Origin of the sequence: Saccharopolyspora halophila, from assembly GCF_039531955.1 — a bacterium.
In the GTDB taxonomy this organism is placed as follows: Bacteria; Actinomycetota; Actinomycetes; order Mycobacteriales; family Pseudonocardiaceae; genus Saccharopolyspora; species Saccharopolyspora halophila.
Genome location: NZ_BAAARA010000019.1, coordinates 1 through 20,774, shown reverse-complemented (window position 1 = coordinate 20,774; position 20,774 = coordinate 1). Strand labels below are relative to the sequence as shown.

The 20,774-nt window shown below is 66.6% G+C and carries 18 protein-coding genes; 9 read left to right on the top strand and 9 right to left on the bottom strand.

Translation table 11 applies throughout. The annotated features are described in order from the left end of the window. Positions 1 to 8: 8 nt before the first annotated feature. The 7 genes from ABD289_RS20290 to ABD289_RS20260 all read right to left on the bottom strand — a co-directional run bounded on the left by ABD289_RS20290 (position 9) and on the right by ABD289_RS20260 (position 7,317). Complete coding sequence (locus ABD289_RS20290) at positions 9 to 1,040, bottom strand: enoyl-CoA hydratase/isomerase family protein (RefSeq protein ID WP_344135211.1); 1,032 nt, start codon at positions 1,038 to 1,040, stop codon at positions 9 to 11. Beyond that, complete coding sequence (locus ABD289_RS20285; protein ID WP_344135208.1) at positions 1,033 to 2,565, bottom strand: CoA-acylating methylmalonate-semialdehyde dehydrogenase; 1,533 nt, start codon at positions 2,563 to 2,565, stop codon at positions 1,033 to 1,035. The genes ABD289_RS20290 and ABD289_RS20285 overlap by 8 nt, the downstream gene beginning before the upstream one ends. A gap of 15 nt (positions 2,566 to 2,580) precedes the next feature. Next, positions 2,581 to 3,741: an iron-containing alcohol dehydrogenase gene (locus ABD289_RS20280; RefSeq protein WP_344135205.1), complete on the bottom strand. Its 1,161-nt coding sequence runs from the start codon at positions 3,739 to 3,741 to the stop codon at positions 2,581 to 2,583. 9 nt (positions 3,742 to 3,750) lie between these two features. Beyond that, positions 3,751 to 4,563, bottom strand: a complete 813-nt coding sequence (locus ABD289_RS20275) for an enoyl-CoA hydratase (RefSeq protein ID WP_344135202.1) — start codon at positions 4,561 to 4,563, stop codon at positions 3,751 to 3,753. 37 nt (positions 4,564 to 4,600) lie between these two features. Beyond that, complete coding sequence (gene ccrA / locus ABD289_RS20270) at positions 4,601 to 5,878, bottom strand: crotonyl-CoA carboxylase/reductase (RefSeq protein WP_344135199.1); 1,278 nt, start codon at positions 5,876 to 5,878, stop codon at positions 4,601 to 4,603. A gap of 139 nt (positions 5,879 to 6,017) precedes the next feature. Next, the gene (locus tag ABD289_RS20265) at positions 6,018 to 6,287 is read right to left on the bottom strand and encodes an ArsR/SmtB family transcription factor (RefSeq protein WP_344135552.1); all 270 of its coding nucleotides are present in this window, start codon (positions 6,285 to 6,287) and stop codon (positions 6,018 to 6,020) included. Positions 6,288 to 6,657: 370 nt separating this feature from the next. Further along, positions 6,658 to 7,317, bottom strand: a complete 660-nt coding sequence (locus ABD289_RS20260; RefSeq protein WP_344135196.1) for a TetR/AcrR family transcriptional regulator — start codon at positions 7,315 to 7,317, stop codon at positions 6,658 to 6,660. 106 nt (positions 7,318 to 7,423) lie between these two features. On the opposite strand from ABD289_RS20260, the gene ABD289_RS20255 reads away from it, so the two are divergent. The 4 genes from ABD289_RS20255 (at position 7,424) to ABD289_RS20240 (ending at position 13,651) form a co-directional block, all read left to right on the top strand. Beyond that, on the top strand, positions 7,424 to 9,499 hold the full coding sequence (locus ABD289_RS20255) for an acetate--CoA ligase family protein (protein WP_344135193.1): 2,076 nt from the start codon (positions 7,424 to 7,426) through the stop codon (positions 9,497 to 9,499). A 28-nt stretch (positions 9,500 to 9,527) separates the two neighbouring features. Further along, positions 9,528 to 10,427: an enoyl-CoA hydratase/isomerase family protein gene (locus ABD289_RS20250; protein WP_344135190.1), complete on the top strand. Its 900-nt coding sequence runs from the start codon at positions 9,528 to 9,530 to the stop codon at positions 10,425 to 10,427. Positions 10,428 to 10,564: 137 nt separating this feature from the next. Next, positions 10,565 to 12,013, top strand: coding sequence for an amino acid permease (locus tag ABD289_RS20245; protein WP_344135187.1), 1,449 nt, complete (start codon positions 10,565 to 10,567; stop codon positions 12,011 to 12,013). Between the two features lie 729 nt (positions 12,014 to 12,742). Continuing rightward, positions 12,743 to 13,651: a LysR family transcriptional regulator gene (locus tag ABD289_RS20240; RefSeq protein WP_344135184.1), complete on the top strand. Its 909-nt coding sequence runs from the start codon at positions 12,743 to 12,745 to the stop codon at positions 13,649 to 13,651. 146 nt (positions 13,652 to 13,797) lie between these two features. Here the strand turns inward: ABD289_RS20240 and ABD289_RS20235 are convergent, their stop codons facing one another. After that, the gene (locus ABD289_RS20235) at positions 13,798 to 14,016 is read right to left on the bottom strand and encodes a hypothetical protein (RefSeq protein ID WP_344135181.1); all 219 of its coding nucleotides are present in this window, start codon (positions 14,014 to 14,016) and stop codon (positions 13,798 to 13,800) included. Between the two features lie 5 nt (positions 14,017 to 14,021). Between ABD289_RS20235 and ABD289_RS20230 the strand changes: the two genes are divergently transcribed. From ABD289_RS20230 to ABD289_RS20210, 5 genes are all read left to right on the top strand, one after another. Continuing rightward, positions 14,022 to 15,695, top strand: coding sequence for a BCCT family transporter (locus tag ABD289_RS20230; protein ID WP_344135178.1), 1,674 nt, complete (start codon positions 14,022 to 14,024; stop codon positions 15,693 to 15,695). A 295-nt stretch (positions 15,696 to 15,990) separates the two neighbouring features. Next, positions 15,991 to 16,380, top strand: a complete 390-nt coding sequence (locus ABD289_RS20225; RefSeq protein WP_344135175.1) for a YidH family protein — start codon at positions 15,991 to 15,993, stop codon at positions 16,378 to 16,380. A 3-nt stretch (positions 16,381 to 16,383) separates the two neighbouring features. Further along, entirely contained in the window at positions 16,384 to 16,710 is a 327-nt protein-coding gene (locus tag ABD289_RS20220) for a YidH family protein (protein WP_344135172.1), read from the top strand. A gap of 475 nt (positions 16,711 to 17,185) precedes the next feature. Beyond that, positions 17,186 to 18,856 carry a choline dehydrogenase gene (gene betA / locus ABD289_RS20215; protein ID WP_344135169.1) on the top strand — a complete coding sequence of 557 codons (1,671 nt, stop codon included), beginning with the start codon at positions 17,186 to 17,188 and terminating at the stop codon, positions 18,854 to 18,856. Positions 18,857 to 18,912: 56 nt separating this feature from the next. Continuing rightward, the gene (locus tag ABD289_RS20210) at positions 18,913 to 19,488 is read left to right on the top strand and encodes a TetR/AcrR family transcriptional regulator (RefSeq protein ID WP_344135166.1); all 576 of its coding nucleotides are present in this window, start codon (positions 18,913 to 18,915) and stop codon (positions 19,486 to 19,488) included. A 107-nt stretch (positions 19,489 to 19,595) separates the two neighbouring features. Here ABD289_RS20210 and ABD289_RS20205 read toward each other — a convergent pair whose 3' ends face one another. Beyond that, entirely contained in the window at positions 19,596 to 20,528 is a 933-nt protein-coding gene (locus ABD289_RS20205) for a formylglycine-generating enzyme family protein (RefSeq protein ID WP_486374882.1), read from the bottom strand. Between the last annotated feature and the right edge of the window lie 246 nt (positions 20,529 to 20,774).

The following is a 20,774-nucleotide window of genomic DNA, read 5'->3' as shown; positions in this document are numbered from 1 at the left end:
ACGAATCGTCAGCCGCCTGCCGCGACGGCGTCCGTGCTGGAACCCCGCAGCTGATCTTCCAAGGTGGTCGACCACACCGGCCGGAGATCCCTGTCGACCAGCGCCGCCCGCACGCCCTCGACGAAGTCCGGCGTAGCGGTGATGCGGCGCGCGGCGACCAGTTCGGCATCGAGGCAGGACGCGAGATCGCTTTCCCGCGCCCGGCTGATCAGTTCGAAGGTGACGTGCAAGCTCTGCGGGCATGCCCTTTCCAAGGTCCTGAACTGCTCCGACGCCCACGCCTCGTCGCACTGCTCCAGCCGGTCCAACACGTTGGCCAGGCTCGGTGCGCCGAAGCACCAGTCGATGAGAGCGCGCCGCTGCGCGAGCTCACCGGACTCGGGCGCTCCCGGCGTGCAGAACTGCCGGAGCACGACGTCCACGCTCTCCGACCTGCGGCCCCGCAGTGCCGGGACGATCTCGGCGATATCGCGCGAGGTCGTCAGATGGGTGGCCAAGCCCGTGTGAACGGCGTCGGCCGGACCGATCCGCTTCCCGGTCAGACCCAGGTACATCCCCAAGCTCCCAGGAAGCCGAGACAGGAAGTAGCTCGCTCCGACGTCCGGGAAGAACCCGATCGACGTCTCCGGCATCGCCAGCTGCGCGTTCTCGGTCACGACGCGGAAGTTCCCGTGAACCGACAGCCCCAGACCGCCACCCATGCAGATCCCGTCGATCAGCGAAACGAGCGGGAGGGGATAGGTGGCCAGCGCGTGGTTGAGCTCGTACTCGGTGGCGAAGAAGGACTCGCTGCGCTGCTGCTCGCCGTCCAACGTGTTCTGCCGGACGGCGCGGATATCGCCACCCGCGCAGAACGCCTTCGAGCTGCTGCTGTCGATGACCACGGCGCTGAGCGGTCGTTCCCGCCATGCTTCGAGCACCTCGCCGAGTCGCTGCACCATCGGTGTGGTCAGAGCGTTGAGGGCGGTTGGCCGGTTCAAGGTCACCCGTCCGACACCGCCCGCCAGCTCGGTTCGGATTGGGTCTTGCGGCTCAGCCATGGGCCGGCATCGAGAAGTCGGTGGTGATGCGCTCGTCCGAGGGCCATCGGGTGGTGGCGACCTTGTAGCGGGTGTAGAAGCGCACGCCCTCGGGTCCGTGCACGTGGTGGTCGCCGAACAAGGACCGCTTCCACCCGCCGAAGGAGTGGAACGCCATAGGAACGGGAATCGGCACGTTCACGCCGACCATGCCCGCCTTCACGTGCGACATGAAGGTCCGCGCGGTGTTGCCGTCCCGGGTGAAGATGGCGGTGCCGTTGCCGAACTCGTGCTCGTTGACCAAGGTCAGCGCTTCCTCGAAGGACTCGGCGCGCACGATGCCCAGGACCGGCCCGAAGATCTCCTCGAGGTAGATGCGCATCTCCGGCGAGACGTGGTCGAAGAGCGTCGCGCCCAGGAAGAAACCGGTTTCGGGGACGTCCGCCTGACGGCCGTCGACCACCAGCTCAGCTCCCTCCTTCACACCCGTTTCGACGTAGTCGGCGACCTTGTCCCGGTGGGCGGCGGTGACGAGCGGACCCATCTCCACGCCTTCGGTCGATCCCGGGCCCACCTTCAGCTCGGCAATCGCCTTCACCAGGCGCTCGCGCAGCTGGTTCGCGGTGTCCGCGCCCACCGGCACCGCCACGGAGATGGCCATGCAGCGTTCGCCCGCTGACCCGTAGGCTGCTCCCATCAGAGCGGACACGGCCTTGTCGAGGTCGGCGTCCGGCATGATGATCATGTGGTTCTTCGCGCCGCCGAGGGCTTGGACGCGCTTGCCGTTGGCCGAAGCGGTGTTGTGGATGTACTCCGCGATCGGAGTGGAGCCCACGAAGCTGACCGCTTCGATGCGCGGGTCGGTGAGCAAGGAATCGACGGCGACCTTGTCCCCGTGCAGCACGTTGAACACACCGTCGGGCAAACCCGCTTCCTTGAGCAGCTTGGCCAGCTCGACGCTGAGCGTGGGGTCCTTCTCGGAGGGCTTCATCACGAAGGTGTTGCCGCAGGCGAGCGCGACCGGGAACAACCACATGGGAACCATGGCGGGGAAGTTGAACGGCGAGATGCCCGCGACGACGCCGAGCGGCTGGCGCAGCGAAACGCTGTCGATGTTGCGGCCGACGTTCTCGGAGAAGTCGCCCTTGAGCGCCTGGGGGATGCCGCAGGCGTACTCGACCACCTCCAGCCCGCGCGTGATCTCGCCCTGCGCGTCGCTGAACACCTTGCCGTGCTCGGCGACGATGATCCTGGCAAGCCGGTCGCGGTGGGTTTCCAGCAGGTCCCGGAAGCGGAACAGCACCCGGGCGCGGACGTGCGGAGGGGTGCTCGCCCAGGCGGGGAACGCGGCGTGGGCTGACGCGATGGCTGCAGCCGCGTCGTCGGTGTCGGCGAAGGCCACCCGGCCCGTCACCTTCCCGGTGGCGGGGTTGTGCACATCTCCGCGTTCGGCGGAGCTCCCAGCGGTGCTCGCACCCTGGATCCAGTGATCGATGTCGACGACGTGCTCGTCGAGGTCCTTCGATGCTTTGCTCGTGGTACTCATGATGGTCACCTTCGATCAGTCGTAGATCTGGGCGTAGAGTTCCGCGATCTCCTCGACCGCGGGGACTCGCGGGTTGTTGGCCGGAGACCCGGAGGCAACGGCCTGCTCGGCCATCACCGGGATGAGGCGGTGCCAGGTGGATTCGTCGATCCCGTACGTGGCAGGCGTGGGAACCGCAAGGTCGCGGCACAGGTTCTGCAGCTCGTCCACGAGAGCGGCTGCGGCCGCCTCGTCGGGTGTTGACTCCGAAGCGACACCGTAGGCACGGGCGCAGTCGGCGTAGCGCGCGGGCGCGTGGTTCGCGGAGAACTCGGTCACGGCCGGGAAGAGCATCGCGTTCGACAGGCCGTGCGCGACGTGGAAGTGGGCGCCGAGCGGACGGCTCATGCCGTGCACGAGTGCGACGCTCGAGTTGGAGAACGCGATCCCCGCTTGAGTGGCGGCCAGCATCATGGCCGCGCGGGCCTGCGTGTCCGAGCCGTCCGCGTAGACCCGCCGCAGATACTCGGCGATCGTGGAGATGGAGGTGAGGCACAACGCGTCTGAGAACGGGTTGGCCCTCTTGCTCACGTAGGCCTCGACGGCGTGCGTCAAGGCATCCACGCCGGTGTCGGCCGACAGCCGGGCGGGCATCGAAAGCGTCAGCTCGTAGTCGATGACGGCGGCAACCGGCAGGAATGCCGGCCCGGGGCAGAGCATCTTCTCGTCCGACGCGCTGTCGGTGATCACGGTGAACTGGGTGGCCTCCGAGCCGCTGCCCGCCGTGGTGGGCACGGCTATGATCGGCAGCGCTGGGCCGGTGTTGCGCACCGGCGCCTTGTACTGGGACATCTCGCCGCCCTGCACTCCCAGCAGCGCCAGCGCCTTGGAAGTGTCCATGGGACTGCCGCCGCCCAGGCCGACCACGGCGTCGCAGTCTCCCTCCTTCAGCACCTCGAGCCCTGCCGTCAGCGAATCGGTGGTCGGGTCCGGCACGGTGCCGGAGAACAGCCTCGGCGAGAGCCCTGCGTTCTCGAGGGACTTCAGCACGCGCTCCGCGGTGCCGTTCGACAGCAGGAAGCCGTCGGTCACCACCAAGGGGCGCCCGATGCCCAAGCCCGCCACGAGCTCGCCGATCTGATCGATGGCACCGCCGCCGATCCGCAGTTCGCGCGGCTGCATGATTGCGCTGGTCACGGGGTCTCCTCAGCGGTCGGTGTAATCGGCTTCGCGCTTGTTGATGAACGCGTCCATGCCCTCGCTCTGCCCCTCGGTCGCGAAGGCGGCGTGGAACATCCGCCGCTCGAACCGAAGGCCCTCGGCGAGCGTGCTCTCGAAAGCGCGGTTGACGCTCTCCTTGGCCAGGAGGACCGCGGGCCGCGAGTACCCCGCGATCTCCTTCGCGGCCGCGACTGCTTCGTTGACGAGTTCCTCGTCGGGGACCACTCTCGCCACGAGACCGATTCGCTCGGCCTCAGCAGCGTCGACCACGCGTCCCGTCAACACCATGTCCATGGCCTTCGACTTCCCGACCGCGCGTGCGAGCCGCTGAGTTCCGCCGGCGCCCGGCAGAACGCCGATCGTGATCTCGGGTTGGCCGAACTTCGCGCTCTCCGCGGCGATGATCATGTCGCACATCATGGCCAGCTCCGCCCCGCCGCCGAGCGCGTAACCGCTCACCGCGGCGATGATCGGCTTGCGCACGGTGGACGCTCGTTCCCAGGAGCTGGTGATGAAGTCCTCGAGGTATACGTCCACGAAGTTCTTCGGTTGCATCTCCTTGATGTCGGCACCTGCGGCGAAGGCCTTCGCGCTCCCGGTGATCACCACGGCCGCGACGGTGTCGTCCTGATCGGTCGCGTCCAGGACCTCGGTCAGCTCCCGCGTGAGCGCGTCGCACAAGGCGTTCAGCGCCTTCGGGCGGTTGAGGCTGACGAGGACGACGCTGTCGCGCCGCTCGGCGAGGATGTGCTCGGTTGCCTTGGCGACCTGGATGGGGTCTCGGTTGTCGACGTCCATTTCTGAACTGCTCCTTGAGTAGGTGGTGTCGGCGTTCTCAGCTACGACCGCTGTCCGGGCCGTCCGAACCGACGAGAATCACGCTGTTGCCGAAGACTTCCTGACCGCGGCCCATCTCGGCGTGGGTGCGGGGCACGTCCTGGAATGGGAGGATTCGGCCGACGGCGGGGTCGATCTCGCCCTTCCGGACCAGATCGTTGTAGGCCCGGGCTTGCGCGTCGTTCGTCCCGTGTGAACCTTGCAGCCGCTTCTGGCGCGTCCAGTGGTAGCGCAGGTCGACCATGGCGTCGAAACCCGTGGTGCCCGCGCAGATCACGACCATCCCACCGGGCTGGCACAAGAAGATGCTGGTGGGAATGGTCGATGCCCCCGGGTGCTCGAAGACGATCGCCGGATCCTCGCGCTCGCCCGCGATCTCCCGGAGCTTCTTGCCGAAGGCCTTGGCGCTCTTCGCCCACTCCTTCTGGCCGTCGGCGTCGTCCACCCTTGGCGGGACGCCCCAGTGGTCGAACTCGCGGCGGTCGAGGTAGCCGACCGCGCCGAACCTCTTCGCGTACTCGCCGCGCTCGGCGTCGGAGACGACCGCGACCGCACGCCCACCCGCGGCCTTGACCAGTTGGATGGCCTGCGTTCCCAGGCCGCCGGATCCGCCCCAGACGAGGACGAGATCACCTTCCTGCAAGGTGTTTCCGGACCAGCCGTGCAGCATCCGGTAGGCCGTGGTGCCGACCAGCGTGGGCGCGGCCGCTTCCGCCCAGCTGAGGTGTTCGGCCTTGGGGAGCAGCTGGTGCGACTGCACGCGCGCGAATTGACCGAACGATCCGTAGTTCGTGTCGTAGCCCCAGATGCGCGCCGACGGCGCGATCATCGGATCACGTCCGGCGGCGACCCAAGGATCATCGGGGTCCCACACCCCGGGGTGGACGACTACGTGGTCGCCGATCGCCCAGTCGATCACGGCCTCGCCGACCGCGTACACGATCCCGGAAGCGTCTGACCCGCCGACGTGGAAGTCCTCGGGCTCGCCGCGCTTCTGGCGCACTGCCACTTGATCCACGGGATATCCCCGCGCAGCCCAGACGTTGTTGTAGTTGACACCGGCGGCCATGACGGCGACGAGCACCTCGTCCGGGCCGATCTCCGGAGTGGGGACGACTTCGCGCTGGAACGCGGAAACCGGGTCCCCGTATCGGCCGGGTCGCACCACTTGCGCGTGCATCTCCGGCGGGACCACCCCGAGCGGGGGAAGTTCGCCAATAGCAGCGATTTCGGCTCCGGCGGTGGCCACGGTCCTGCGGGCTTCGGGTCGGGTCACGACAGCTCCCTTGCTTCTACGTTTCGGTGATTATTGAAACGTAGCTTCTATCGAACTGCAAGGCCGTCGTCGAAGTGAGCGCGAGCACACCCGGCGGTCNTGCGACCTCGTGGTCGCGGCCTGCTGATGAACTCGGGTCCTACGCTTCGCCCGACTCCGCTTCTGCGGCAAGGCGATCCAGCAGGTCTGGGGTGTAGAACTCGATCACGTCGCGGTGGAGCGTGTAGAAGTAGTGCCGCCCCTTCTTGCGAACCGACACCAGTCCTGCATGGTTGAGGATCTTGACGTGGTACGAGATCGTCGACTTGCCCACGGGCAGCTCGTGCTCGAGCGATGTGCACGGGTACTCGCTCTGGCTGGCCATCCGTCTGATCATGTCCAGCCGTGTTTGATCTCCGAGGGCTTTCATGACCTGCACGTAGCTCTCCTGGAGAGATTTCACCGGAGTGGGAGCCTGCTGCGGCTCGCTTGCCTTGGCCATGGCTTGACCTCGCGCTCTCTTGCTGCTGACGAATCGCGTGCTACGATTCTAGCATCATCGAAACGATCCCATCCGATCGAACTGTCGCGTGGGACCGCGATCATGGGGCCAAGCGCGCACGTCGGTTGTCCCGTGAACGGCCGCTGCCGGACCGGCCAGCGGTACTCCACCCGGTTGTGCCCCGTACGTCCACTCACCACCCGGTGCGTCGCCCAAAGAGCGAGGATGCATGCGCGAACCGGAACCGCCGAGTCGTACCGTTGCCTCGTGGGGCAGCCCGCCAGGCTTTGCGGTGCTGCTACGCGGAGTTCATTCCCCCGAAGTCGTAGGCCAGCAGGCGACCAGCCGTGTCCTGAACCAGCGTTCCCGCGTGGTCGCTGGTGAACTTTTCGAGGTGCAGTCCCACCGACACCATCATTCCGTCGATCACTGCCATCACGGTGTCGATGAGCTGATCGAGCGGGAGTTGTGGATTGAAGACCCCGGAATCGACGCCATCTTTGATGGCCTTCTTGATCTCGACCCGCCATGCCTCGTAGATCCGTTCAATCATGGGTGGCAATTCAGGGTGCCTGGTCGATGAAGCGCACGTCTCCATCCAGGCTTGGCACCACGCGCGATTGGCGATGGAGCCGCGCAGAAGTGCTTGGGTTCGTTCTGCCGGGTCAGCTGATCCCGCCCCGAGGGAGGTGAACTCTTCTGCCCGCCTCCAGCTGGCCGCTGCGAGCGTTTCCAGAACCAAGTTGTCGCGCGTGTCGAAGTAGTGCTGGATGGTGCCAATCGATACGCCTGCGAGCTTGGCGACATCTCGCAAGCGCAAGGCGTCGAAACCCTGTTCCGCGATCAATCGTTCAGTCGCGGCCATGATCTGATCCCGCCGGAGCAGCACGGCTCGTGAGCGGTCGAGTCCCTCTTCTGAATCACCGGACTCCGGCGCGGGATATGCGGCGGCTGTCATGCGCCCATGCTAGGCGAACGACTGGAAAAGTCGATCCTGGCGGAGCGTTGTTCACAACATAATAATGACTTATTATTACCGCCCTTGACCTCGATGAGGAGACGATATGGAGCTGACCACCCAGACTGCGGCGCCCTCGCGGACGCAGGCATTGGCGGCGCTGTTCTCCCCGCGATCGATCGCGATCGTGGGGGCGAGCGCTGACCGCGAGAAGTACGGCAACTGGCTCGCCGAACGCGCCGTGGCCGGGCCGCGACCTGCCTTCCTCATCAACGCCCGGAATTCCGAGGTGAACGGCCAACCGACGTTCCAGCGCCTGGGCCACGTGAACGACGACGTGGATCTGGCGGTGCTGGCGGTGCCTGCCGCCGCCTTCGAATCCGCGGTCGATGACGCGCTCGCCGCCGGGGTTCGGGCGATCGTCGGGATCACGTCCGGGCTCGGGGAGTCCGGGGTGGATGGCCGGCACCTGCAGGAATCGATCGCCGAGCGGGTGCGCGCCGCGGGCGCGGTCATGCTGGGGCCGAACTGCTTGGGCGTGCTCGACACGACGACGGGGCTCGACGCCACGGTGAACTCGTTCGTCCCCGGTCCGGTCGCCCTTCTCTCGCAGAGCGGCAACGTCGCCATCGACGTGGGACAGCAGCTCGCGCAGCACGGGCTCGGGATCTCGCGCTTCGCCAGCCTTGGGAACCAGGCCGACCTCGACGCCGCCGACCTGATCGACGCGTGCGTCGAGCACGAGCAGACCGAGGCCATCGCGGTCTACACCGAAGGGGTCAAGGATGGCAGGCGGTTCACGGAGTCCCTGGCCAGAGCCGAGAGCGCAGGCAAGCCGGTCGTGCTTCTGGCGGCCGGGCGCAGCCAGGCATCGGCGCGCGGTGCAGCCTCGCACACCGGATCCATGGTCAGCTCGCAAACCGTGATCCAGGCGGCGTGCAACGCTGCGGGCGCGGAGCTCGTCGCGAGTCCTTACGAGTTGGCAAACCTCATGCAAGCCCTCGTCACGACCAATTTGCCAACAGGTGGCCGCGTCGCGGTGTTCGCCGACGGTGGCGGGCACGCGGCCTTGGCCAGCGACGCGCTCGATCAGGCCGGCCTCTCCGTCGATCCGTTCAGCGACGAGACCCATCACCGCATCGGCGCGCTGCTGCCCAACAGCGGCGGAACGGTCAACCCCATCGACACCGCTGGAGCAGGCGAGAAGGACCCGACCGTGTTCGTGCGGGTCGTCGAGGCGCTCGGGCAGGCAAACGACGTGGACGCCACCTTGCTTACCGGCTACCTCGGGGGTTACGGGGAGTACTCGGTCGAGCTGGCGGCCAACGAGGTCGAAGCGGCCCGCGACCTGGCCGCCGCGGTGCACCGCGATCAGCGATGCCTGGTCGCGCAGCTGATGTTCGACCAGTCGCCGGCAGCCGATGCGCTGCGTAGCGGCGGTATCGCGGTCTACCGCCACGTCGAAGACGCCGCATGGGTCCTGCGCAGGCTGGCCGCTCGGCAGGAGCGAAAGCTCACCGGCGTCCCGCCCCAGGTCGCCAGCGAACCCCAGCTGGAGCGCGGCGACTACTGGGGCGCCCGACGAGCGCTGGCCGAAGCTGGGATTCCGTTCGTGCGAGCCCACCGGGTTGAAACTGAGGCTGAACTCGTCGAACGTGCGCGCGACCTTCGCTACCCGCTCGTGCTCAAGGCTCTCGGAGATGATCACAAGAGCGACCGGGGTGGGGTGATGCTTAACCTCCGCACGGAGGAACAGCTGGTCACCGCGTGGGCCGATCTTCAGGCGCGCTTGGCGCCGCCGGCGGTATCGATGGAGGAGATGGCGGACCTCTCCGCCGCCGTGGAGCTCATCGTCGGTGTCCGGCGAGACCCGACCTTCGGCCCGCTGGTGCTGGTCGGCATCGGCGGAATCTTCACCGAGCTCCTGCACGACACCGTCAGCGCACTCGGCCCGATCAGTACAGCGCAGGCCCTCGACATGTTCCAGCGCCTACGCGGCGCATGCCTGCTCGACGGGTACCGCGGCAAGCCGAGCGTCAACGTGGCCGCCGCAGCGACGCTCGTCGCGCAGTTGTCCGAGTTCGCCGCCGCGCACCCCGAGATCGGTGAAATCGAGTGCAACCCGGTCGCCGTCACACCGCACACCGCGGTCGCACTCGACGCCCGCATCATCCTCAGCTAAGCGCTCTCGCGCTTGAGAGCGCACGTTCGTGGACCGGGCGATCGAGTTCGCTCGCGCCTCGTCGTCCGGTCGGACATCCGCACCTCGACACAGAATCGAGCCAGAAATGGGCGACGACGTAGTTCAGTACGAAATCGATGGCGCGATCGCCAAGATCACGCTGAACCGACCTGACAAGCTCAACGCCATGAACGCACAGGTCATCGGTGAACTCGGGCGTCGAGTCCGAGAGGCCGGTGACGACGACTCGGTCAAGGTCGTCCTCATCACCGGGGCCGGGCGCGCCTTCTCCGCCGGTTTCGACATCAACGACGAAATCGAGGACGGTACGGAGACTCCGAACGAGTGGCGGCCCGTGCTCCAGAGGGACATCAACATGACGATGTCGATCTGGGAATGCCCGAAGCCGACCATCGCGGTCGTCAACGGGCACTGCCTCGCCGGGGGGTGCGAGATCGCAATGGCTTGCGACCTGGTCGTGGCCTCCGAGGACGCCAAGTTCGGCGAACCGGAGATCCAGTACGGTTCGGGACCGGTCACCTTGTTGATGCCGTTCATCCTCAACCAGCGCAGAACGCGCGAGCTGCTGTTCACCGGTGACACCATCGACGCCCAGGAGGCGTTGGACGCTGGGCTGATCAACAAGGTCGTAGCGACCGGTGATCTGGAGACGACGGCCAAGGAGCTGGCGCTGCGGATCGCCCCGACTCCGATCGAGGTTCTGCGTCTCACCAAGCAGACGCTCAACCGCGCCTACGAGGCCATGGGACTGCGGCAAGCCGTCAACTCCAACCTCGAAATCGGCTCGCTCATCAACGGGGCGAATACGCCCGAACAGCAAGAGTTCGATGCCATTGCCAGGGAAAAGGGGCTCAAAGCGGCCCTCGCCTGGCGCAACGAGCGGTACGGCGGCCAGCCGACCGAGTAGGAACGCTTCAGTCAGCGCAAGTCGAAATTCGCAACTAGATCTGGAACGCACCGCCCGGCGCGCTCAGCACCGGGCGTTGCATAGCGCCTTTGCAGAATTCCTCCCTAGACATCCGCCCTCAACGGCGAGGAGCAAACGTGTCCGAAAACCAAGCGCGTGGAAAACTCGACACGCCTCTGCAGCAAAAACATCTCGCCATGATCGCTCTCGGTGGAACCATGGGCGCCGGGCTGTTCATCGGCTCGGGAGCGATCATCAGCGAAGTCGGCCCCGCCGCGATCGTCACTTACATGCTCACGGGTGTTCTGATCCTTCTGGTCATGCGCATGCTCGGCGAGATGGCCGTGGCGAACCCTAAGACCGGATCCTTCACGGAATACGCGCGCGATGCTATGGGGAACTGGGCCGGGTTTTTCACCGCGTGGATCTACTGGTATTATCAGATGATCGTCGTCGGATTCGAAGCCGTAGTCGGCGCAGAACTCCTGCAGCGATGGATACACGGTGTACCTGCGTGGGTCATTTCGGTGGTTCTCCTCCTCGCGCTGACGCTGATCAATCTCGCATCGGTCGGCAACTTCGGAAAGTTCGAGTACTGGTTCGCCGGCATCAAAATCGCCGCGGTGGCGCTGTTCGTACTCGTCGCGGCGCTGTTCGTCATCGGAATCTGGCCGAACTCCACCGTCGACTTCTCCAACCTCACCGAGCACGGCGGTTTCGCACCCAAGGGTCTGCTTCCCCTGTTCGCCGGGGTCGTCGTGGTCATCTTCTCGATGGTCGGTGCCGAAGTCGTCACCGTGGCAGCCGCGGAGTCCAAGGAGCCGGGGCTGGCGATCAAGCGCGCCGTCAACGCCGTGATCTTCCGGGTGCTCTTCTTCTTCGTGGCCTCGAGCTTTCTGATCGTCACCATCATCCCCTGGGACTCCATCGCCGAGGAGCAGTCGCCCTTCCTGCTCGCATTGCAGGCCATGAGCATCCCGTACGTCGCCGACATCCTGAACGCCGTCATCCTCATCTCGGTCTTGTCGTGCCTCAACATCGGGCTCTACTCGACCTCCCGCATGCTGTTCACGCTCGGCGCCCGCGGTGACTGCCCGAAGTGGATGACCAAGACCAACAGCCGCGGCGTGCCGGTCTGGGGAGTTCTCTCCTGCACCGTCATCGGGTACGCGTGCGTCGCGGTCGGGTACTTCTTCCCCGACACGGTATTTCTGTTCCTCGTCAACGCTTCGGGCGCCATGATCCTGTTCGTATACCTCATGATCTGCGTATCTCAGATCATCCTGCGCAGGCGCCGCCAATCCGCCCTCGGCTCCGACGGAAACCAGCTGCAGTTCAGGATGTGGCTCTTCCCTTACCTCTCCATCGCCATCACGGCAATCATCGTGGCGATCCTGGTCAGCATGTTGTTCGATCCCACCTCTCGCGCTTCTTTGCTGCAGGGTTTGGCCGTGGTGACCATCGTGCTCGTCGCTTTCGCCGTGAAGTCCAGCTACCTGCGTCGGCTCCACTCGGGTGCCGAAATCGACGGCCGATCCACCGCGGGCCGCGAACGAGAGCGGCATTCGGTAGCGCCCAAGGACTGAGTTGAATCGCACCGCTCCCGGATGAATTTCGCAACTGGGCATAAGGTCACTCACGATTTGACAGATCGGATCCGTGGTGGGCCAGTGTGACGATACGGTACCACTGCTCGTCTCGCGTGAATTTTCGCGTATCGAGCGGGACGAGCCTGCGGAGTTGGCCCGTATTCCCTCGGGTTTTCGCCGTGAAACGCCCAACTATTCTAGGTGCCACCAGATTCAGGAAAAGGGCGTTCGAAGGTGGTGTATGAACTGGCCTGGTCGTCGGTTCGCTCATGGCTGCGGCAAGCCGACGGCCAGGCCGGGGCAGGTTAGGTCGAAACGAGAACCCGTGCTGGCCCCCTGGACGTGCGCGCAGTGCGATCTCGGTGTCGTCGCAAGGCGGTACGGGCCTAGTCCTGGCGTCGGTGCGCGGGAGAACTCGCGTTGGGCGCCCCACCTCTAGCAGGGGAGGTGCGGACCGAGGCTTGCGGGGAGGAGACGGTCCGGCCGCGCTGCTTGCGGTGCGCGCGCAACAGGTTCAGGCTGCGCGGTACCACCTGGATCAACCAGCAAGATGTTGATCACTCGAACATCGCGAGGCCGGTCAGCTGTGCTCCCCGCGGAATGCGGGGCGGGTGTGCTGCGCCGTCGCTGCTCCGGGCCTCCCGGGCGTGGGCGGAGGTTCCAATTCGCGGTATCCGGGTGGCCCACTCGAGGGTCGGCAGTTGATCAGGGGCGAGGAAGGGCAGCATGGAGCGGAAGCAAGTCGAGTACTTCCTCGCCGTCGCGGCGCACGGGAGCTTCACCAGTGCCGCGAATTCCTTGCGAGTGGCGCAGCCGTCGCTGTCCTACGCCATTCGCGCGTTGGAGAAGGAGCTGGGCACACCGCTCTTCCGTCGCCTCGGCCGGGGGGTTGCGCTGACCTCCACCGGAGAGGCGTTGCTGGCCCCTGCCCGCGAGGTCCTCCGCGACTTCTCGAAGCTGCAGGCCGAGGCGAGGCGCGTGACGGAGCTGGTGTCCGGCCGGCTGGACATCGTTGCGGTCACCACGCTGACGATCGACCCGCTGGCAGCCTTCGTGGGCGAGTTCCGCAATCGCTATCCCGGCGTCGAGCTCAGCATCAGCGACCCGGAGAACGCTGCCGCCGTCGTCGACCTGGTGCGCCGCGGTGATCGCGAGCTGGGGCTGACCGAGCGGGGCGTCCCCGCGGACGGCGTGGAGACCTTCGGCCTTCCGGAGCAAGAGGTGTTCGCCGTGCTCCCGCCCAAGACCGAGCAGTCGGAGTCGGTGCCAGTGCGCGGGCTCGCCGGCCTGGACATCGTCACGACGCCGCAGGGAACCACCAGCCGCAGCTTCGTGGACGGGGTGCTCGCCAGCGCGGGGGCGACCTTGCGCATCGCGGTGGAGGTCACCCACCGCGCCGCCATTGTCCCCTTGGTCCTCGCCGGAGCGGGAGCGACGCTGATGCCGGGTCGTCTCGCTCGTGACGCCGCTGCTCTGGGTGCCGTCATCGCCCCGCTCGATCCGCCGGTGACGCGGCACGGGGTCTTGGTCTTCCCGTGCGGGCCGCTGTCACCGGCGGCCCAGGCCTTCGTCGATCTCGTGGCGCACAGCTGCGAGTCGGAGGACGCGGCTCCCGGTGCCTCGGTGCAGGCTTGAGCGTCACGAGCGAGAGAATATCTCTATCGCTTCCCCTTGAAATTCATCTAGGTCGACTCCGCCCAACGCGTTGATCGACGAACATCTCCGTGGCAGCCTGTGAAGACAGTCACAACCAATCGGATCCGTGAATGCGCACTGCGCGATCAGCAGTGCGACGCCGCGAGAATGATCATGTCGAGTTCATTCGGCGGCTGATCCATCGAGAGAATCTGAATGCGGGCTCCGGCGATGAAACCGCAACGTTGGCCAGGATGTTCCGATAGGTCAGAATGTTCTGGCGAACTTGTCCGGTCGCCGTTGATCTGGAGCTCGCCGGCCGAGGCGGTCTGGTTCTCCGCGCCTCCTACCTGGTGAGTAATCATTTGCTATGAGTATTTCAAGAAGCACACCCACGACCGGTAGATCCGTTTTCGCGATCTCGATCGCGCTTTCCGCTCTGGTCGTGCTGTGGGGCGCGGTGTCACCGGCGAGTTTTGACGCCGTGACCACTCGGCTCTTCAACTTGATCGTGGCGGACCTGAGCTGGTTCTTCATGATCGCGGCGAACCTCTTCCTGGTGTTCGTCATCTACCTGGGTCTGAGCCGGTACGGAAGAATCAAGCTGGGCAAGAAGGACGACAAACCGGACTTCGGCCGTCCGTCCTGGTTCGCGATGATGTTCCAGGCCGGAATGGGTCCGGCCATCATCTTCTGGGGCCTGGCCGAGCCGCTGTCGCACTACGTCAACGTACCGTTCGGCCTGGCCGCGCCCCGCTCGGACGAGGCGGCCGGGGTGGCCATCCAGTACTCCTTTTTCCACTGGGCGCTGCACCCGTGGGCGATCTACGCGGTCGCCGGTCTTGCGGTGGCCTACTTCAGCCACCGCAAGGGAGAACGGGGACTGCTCAGCGCCATCTTCCGTCCGTTTCTCGGGGACAAGGTGGACGGCCCGCTGGGCAAGACCATCGACACCCTGGCCGTGCTCGCGGTGGTGTTCGGCATCGCGGTTGCCTTGGGCCAGGCCGGGTTGCAGATAACCGCGGGCCTCGGTGAGACGTTCGGCGTACCCAACACGGTGTTCGTGCAGCTAGTCGTGCTGGGCCTGACCACGCTGGCGTTCATGGCCTCGGCGACGACGAAGATCGAACACGGCATCAAGTGGCTGTCCAACATCAGCATGCTGATCGCGCCGCTGCTGCTGGTGTTCTACTTCCTCGTCGGGCCGACCGCGACGCAGCTCAACGTCCTGACCGAGGGCACCGGGAACTACCTGGCCAACCTGTTGCCGATGAGCTTCCGGCTGGACGCGTTCGACTTCAACACCGAGTGGATGGGCAGCTGGACGGTCTTCTACTGGTCTTGGTGGATCGCCTGGGCGCCGTACGTGGGGCTGTTCATGGCGCGCATCTCGCGCGGTCGCACGATTCGCGAGTTCGTCGCGGCGACCGTGCTGGTGCCCAGCGTGGTCAGCATGATCTGGATCGCGGTGTTCGGCGGTGCCGCGCTGCAGCTGGCTCGCAGCGGGATGGCCGGGGACATCGCGCGGACCGTCGAGCAGAGCCCTGCGGCCGGGATGTTCGTGTTCATCCAGGAGTACCCGCTGCCCCTGGCCCTGTCGATCATCACGCTGATCGTGCTGTGGGTGTTCTTCGTCGCCGGAGCCGACGCGGGCACCGTCGTGCTGGGCGAGCTGTCCACCGGCGGGCAGCCGAACCCCAAGACCTGGGTGCGGCTGCTGTGGGGCTTGCTGTTGGCCGGGGTCGCGGCCGTGCTGCTGGTCTCAGGTGGTCTCGGCGGGTTGCAGAAGGCCTCGGTGCTCACCGGTACCCCCTTCGCGATCATCCTGGTCGCCATCTGCGTCTCCTTCTACAAGACCCTCCGCAAAGAACACGGCCCCTCCGCGGAGGAGCCCCGGTCCGATTCGGAGCAACGCGGTTCTGAACAGGACCCCGGTGCGACTTCGGCGCCGCTGCGCGGAGGTGGGAAGCACGCGGAGCTGCCCCGCGATGGATCCGGTCCTGCTGCGGCTGGTGCGACGGATCGCTCCGACGGGCTCGCGTGAACCTGCCGCGGCCGCTGTTGCGAGCCAGGAAGCTCCGTTGTCCTGACGGTCGATCTCGAGCGCGTCCAGCACCGCCCCGAGCCCTTCGCTCCGAGCCGGCAGGTTGGACGACGGGGATCAACTGTTCGGCGTGCCTCGGCTGAAGAGCTGATCCCCGGTGGCCCGCCGTGAGGCTCTCCCCGCTGCCCCCCCCAACTCGAAAGGGACGACATGACAACGAGGTTCGAGAAGCGACCTCCGAGGCGGGGCTTGCACGTCCTCGCTCCGGCCCCCCTCCGCGTGCTGCGCTAAGACCATGTGGGTGGACCAATCTCAGCGGCCTCGGCGTTGGCCGCGCCAGCTGTACGAGACCGGCGGGGAACCCGATCCTCGCTTCACGCTGGCCAACGAACGGACCTTTCTCGCCTGGCTGAGGACGGCCCTGTCGTTGATGGCAGCCGGTGTTGCTGTCCAAGCTCTCCACGAGCAGCCGGTGAGCGGTGTTCTGTGGACCTCGCTGGCGATCAGCTTGATCGGCACGGGAGTGCTCTGCAGCGCAACTGCGTTCAGACGCTGGTACGCGACCGAACGGGCGTTGCGCGTGGGTGCGCCACTGCCCGCGCCCAGGCTGGGGCCCGTCCTCGGCTACGGCCTCGCCTTCTTCGGGCTCACCGCTGGCTTGTTGCTCTTCACCGGCGAAGCGTGACACGTGCACGACGAACCGTGGGATCCTGGCCTGCAGCTCGAGCGCACTTCCCTCGCGTGGCTGCGCACCGCGCTCGCCTTCCTGGCCGGTATCGGCATCGGCATGAGGATCCTGGCGAACCAGGGATCCTGGATCTCGGTTCTGGTCGCGGTGGGATTCCTCCCGCTAGCGGCATTCCTCACCTGGCGCGCGTGGCGCCGCCACCAGCGCAGCGAGCACGACCTGCGATCCGAGAACCCGCTCCCGGATGGGATTCTTCCCGCTGGTTTCGCCGTGTTCGCCTGCGCCGCCGGGTGCGCAGCCCTCGGCTACGCCGTGTTCGCGGCCTGACCTCGATCGCCCGCTCGCCCGGTTCGCCTGGAGGAGCGTGCACGCGGGTCCCGCTCGCGTTCGACCGAAGTTGGCGCGGGACCGCAGATATAGCGCGCTTCTATGGGCGCAATTCACAATCGGTTTGGGTCCTTCGCGTTCTGTGGCTATTTTCGCCGACGCCCGCGTGGCACACTCGGTCGCACCTAATCGTGAGCGCGTCGACGATATTCCCGAAGCAACGCGCATTCGGTACTCGCGCCGGCCACCTGCGAATTGAGAAAGCGCACTCGCAAGATCTGTTCCTGGGCGCCGGGCGGTGAAATCTTCGACCGAATTGGCAGATCGGCCGCGAGTCCAGCATCCGGCGGCCTGGACGAGCGCCAAGAGGCCGAGCACGTCCATCGCGAACCCCGCAGCGCAGCCGACGCGCTGATTCCGCGGTCGGATCGGCGGATCGCTGCCCGAGCCAACCACAGCAGTCGAGGAGAATTCCATGACCACCGATTCGTACGACTACGTCATCGTGGGCGGAGGTTCCGCCGGGTGTTCGCTGGCCAACCGGCTCAGCGCCGATCCTTCCACCAAGGTCCTCGTTCTCGAAGCGGGCCGTCCGGACTGGGTGTGGGACATGTTCATCCACATGCCCGCAGCCCTCACCATGGTCATCGGCAACCGGTTCTACGATTGGAAGTACGAGTCCGAGCCGGAGCCCTACATGGGGGGACGCCGCGTCTACCACGGCCGCGGCAAGGTGCTGGGCGGTTCGAGCTCGATCAACGGAATGATCTTCCAGCGCGGCAACCCGCTCGACCTCGAACGCTGGGCGTCCGACCCGGGAATGGAGACGTGGGACTACGCGCACTGCCTCCCGTACTTCAAGCGGATGGAGACCTGCACCGCCGGCGGCGACGACTGGCGGGGGAGCGACGGACCGCTGTGGCTGGAGCGCGGCAAGGGGGAGAACCCCCTCTTCGGCGCGTTCCTGCAGGCCGCGCAGCAAGCCGGGTACCCGCTCACCGACGACGTGAATGGCTACCGCCAGGAGGGTTTCGCCCACTTCGACGCCCTGATCCGCAACGGCCGCCGGTGGTCTGCTGCACGGGCCTACCTGCACCCGGTGAAGGACCGGCCGAACCTGACGGTCAAGTGCCTCTCGCAGGTGAACCGGGTGCTGTTCTCGGGCAAGCGGGCCGTGGGCGTCGAGTACAGCCGGCTCGGCACGACGCACCAGGCCCGGGGCGGAGAGGTGATCCTGTCCGGCGGGGCGATCAACACGCCGCAACTGCTGCAGCTGTCGGGCATCGGCAACCCGGACGAGCTCGAACCGCTCGGCGTGCGGATGGTGTACGAGCTCCCGGGCGTCGGTGAGAACCTCCAGGACCACCTCGAGGTCTACGTCCAGCACGCGTGCAAGCAGCCGGTCTCGTTCAACCCCGCCCTCAAGCTGAGGAACCGCCCGCAGATCGGCTTGCGGTGGATGCTCAACGGGTCCGGGCCGGCGGCGACCAACCACTTCGAGGTCGGCGGGTTCGTGCGCGGGAACGACGAGGTCGACTACCCGAACCTGATGTTCCACTTCCTGCCGATCGCGGTGCGCTACGACGGCACGCCCGTGAACGCCGAGCACGGCTACCAGGTGCACATCGGACCGATGTACTCCGACATCCGCGGCACCGTGAAGATCAAGTCGACGAATCCGAAGCAGCATCCGGCGCTGCGGTTCAACTACCTGTCCACGAAGAACGATCGCAAGGAGTGGGTGGAAGCGGTCCAGGTGGCGCGGGACATCCTGCGGCAGCCGGCGTTCGCCGAGTTCGACGGTGGCGAGCTGTCCCCGGGCCCGGAGACCGACGACGAGGAGTCGATCCTGTCCTGGGTCGCGAGGGACGCGGAGACCGCGTACCACCCGTCCTGCAGCGCGCGCATGGGCGTTGACGAGATGTCGGTGGTGGACCCGAAGTCGATGAAGGTGCACGGTGTCGAAGGACTGCGCGTGGTCGACTCCTCGGCGATGCCCTACCTGACGAACGGCAATATCTACGCGCCCGTGATGATGCTCGCCGAGAAGGCGGCCGACCTGATCCTAGGCAACACCCCTCTCGAGCCAGCCGAGGTCGACTTCTACCAGCACCGCAACTCTGCCGGTGCTCTCTGGGACGAGTAGGCCGAACGCCATCGAGCCGTAGCACGGCAGTCCAGCAGGAGGGAACTCCCGAAACTATGACGACCGCTCGGTCGGCCGAACAGCAGCGGGGGAGGGCGTCTCACGGCTCCGATCGGCCGGGGAGGATAGCTCGCGCCGCCATTGCGGTGATCGGTGAGGAGGGCGTCGATGCGCTCACCCACCGAAAGGTCGCCGCGATGGCAGGAGTGCCGCTGGGCGCGACGACGTACTACTTCGCCAGCCTCGACGACTTGGCCACGGTTGCGATCGAAGAAGCGGCGCGGTGCAGCGTGCGGAACCTGCAGGAGTGGGCGCGGAACCTCGCCGCCGATGCGGACCTGGCAGTCGCGCTCGCGGACCTCGTGATCGCGTCGATCAACGAGCAGCGCGAGAGCACGATCGCCGAGTACCAGCTCTACGCGGCCGCGCTGAACCGCCCGGGCCTCCGCAGAGCCGCGGCTGAGTGGGACGAGGCCCTGACCGAGCTGTTCATCGCCCGTACCGAACCGTTGACCGGCCGCATGATCGCCACGTTGATCTGCGGACTGCTGATGCAGGCGGTTCTGGACGACGAAGCACCGAGCCGTGACGAGCTCGTGCCCTTGTGCCGACGCGCGCTCGACGGGCGGTGAGCGCGGAAGCGAGGCGGGGCCGGAGGGATTTCCGGGCCCGCCTCGCTCGCACGTCGCTTCGACGCCAGGCGGAGTCCGGTATATCTCCCGGGTTGGAGCGCCCGCGGTCAGGGGGTCCGAGCGCAGCGGAACCCCGCGTTGCCGGTGGTGGTGTCCGGGGTGAGTCCTTGGCGGGCTGAGACGCGGTAGCGGCGGCAGTAGGACTCGTGGCAGAGGTAGGAGCCGCCGCGGGCGGTGCGGTGCGTACCTCGCCGCGGTCCTCGCGGATTCGTCCGGCGGTCCCGGGTGTGGAACGTGGGGTGGAACCAGTCGGCGCACCACTCCCAGACGTTGCCCGTGGTGTTGTGCAGACCGAACCCGTTGGGCGGAAACTCCGTGACGGAACAGGTGCCGAGCCACCCGTCCGCGCAGTCGTTGCGCTGCGGAAACGCACCTTGCCAGACGTTCATCAGGTGCTCGCCCCCGGGCTGCAGCTCATCGCCCCACGGGAAGGCGCACCCGCTTAGACCGCCCCGCGCGGCGTACTCCCATTCGGCTTCGGTCGGCAGGCGCAGTCCCGCCCAGGCGCAATACGCCTGGGCGTCGGCCCACGAAACGTGGACAACGGGATGGTCCTGGCGGTCGAACAGATCGGAGTGCGAGCCTTCGGGGTGCTGCCAGTCGGCTCCCTCGACCTGGCGCCACCACGGGGTTGCGGCGACTCCTCGAGTCGGCGGGAAGTCGTCCGGCAGCAGGCCGGCGAAGACGAACGACCAGCCCCACCGCTCCGCTTCGGTGCGGTAGCCGGTGGCGGAGACGAAATCGGCGAACTCCCGGTTGGATACTGCACTGCGGCTGATCCAGAACGGGTCAAGCCGCACGGCCCGAACGGGGCCTTCACCGTCTTCGGCGTAGGCCTGTGCATCCTCGGTGCCCATCAGGAATTCGCCGCCGCCCAGGAGCACCATGCCGCGGGTGTCCCCCACGGTGCCGGGTGCTGCGGCCGCGTGGTTGCTCGGCCTGCCCGCGGACGGCGCGCAGCAGCTTGTTTTGTCAGTCATGGAACGCCTTTTGAATCGTGAGGTCGCTTGTAGCGGCGTCGTAGACTGCGTCTGTCCACTCACGACGACCTTGGCTGGTCTGGCTTACGTCCTGCCGATCAGGCCGTCGCCGGTGGCGGGCGCCCCGTGCGAGGCGGGGCGCCCGCGGCGAGGCCGAGACCACCGGCGCGGGGATTCACTCGTGGGCGGTGCGGAAGGCCTCCTGAGCGTCCGCGTCGGAGCACTGGTCGTCGTCGAGATCGACCC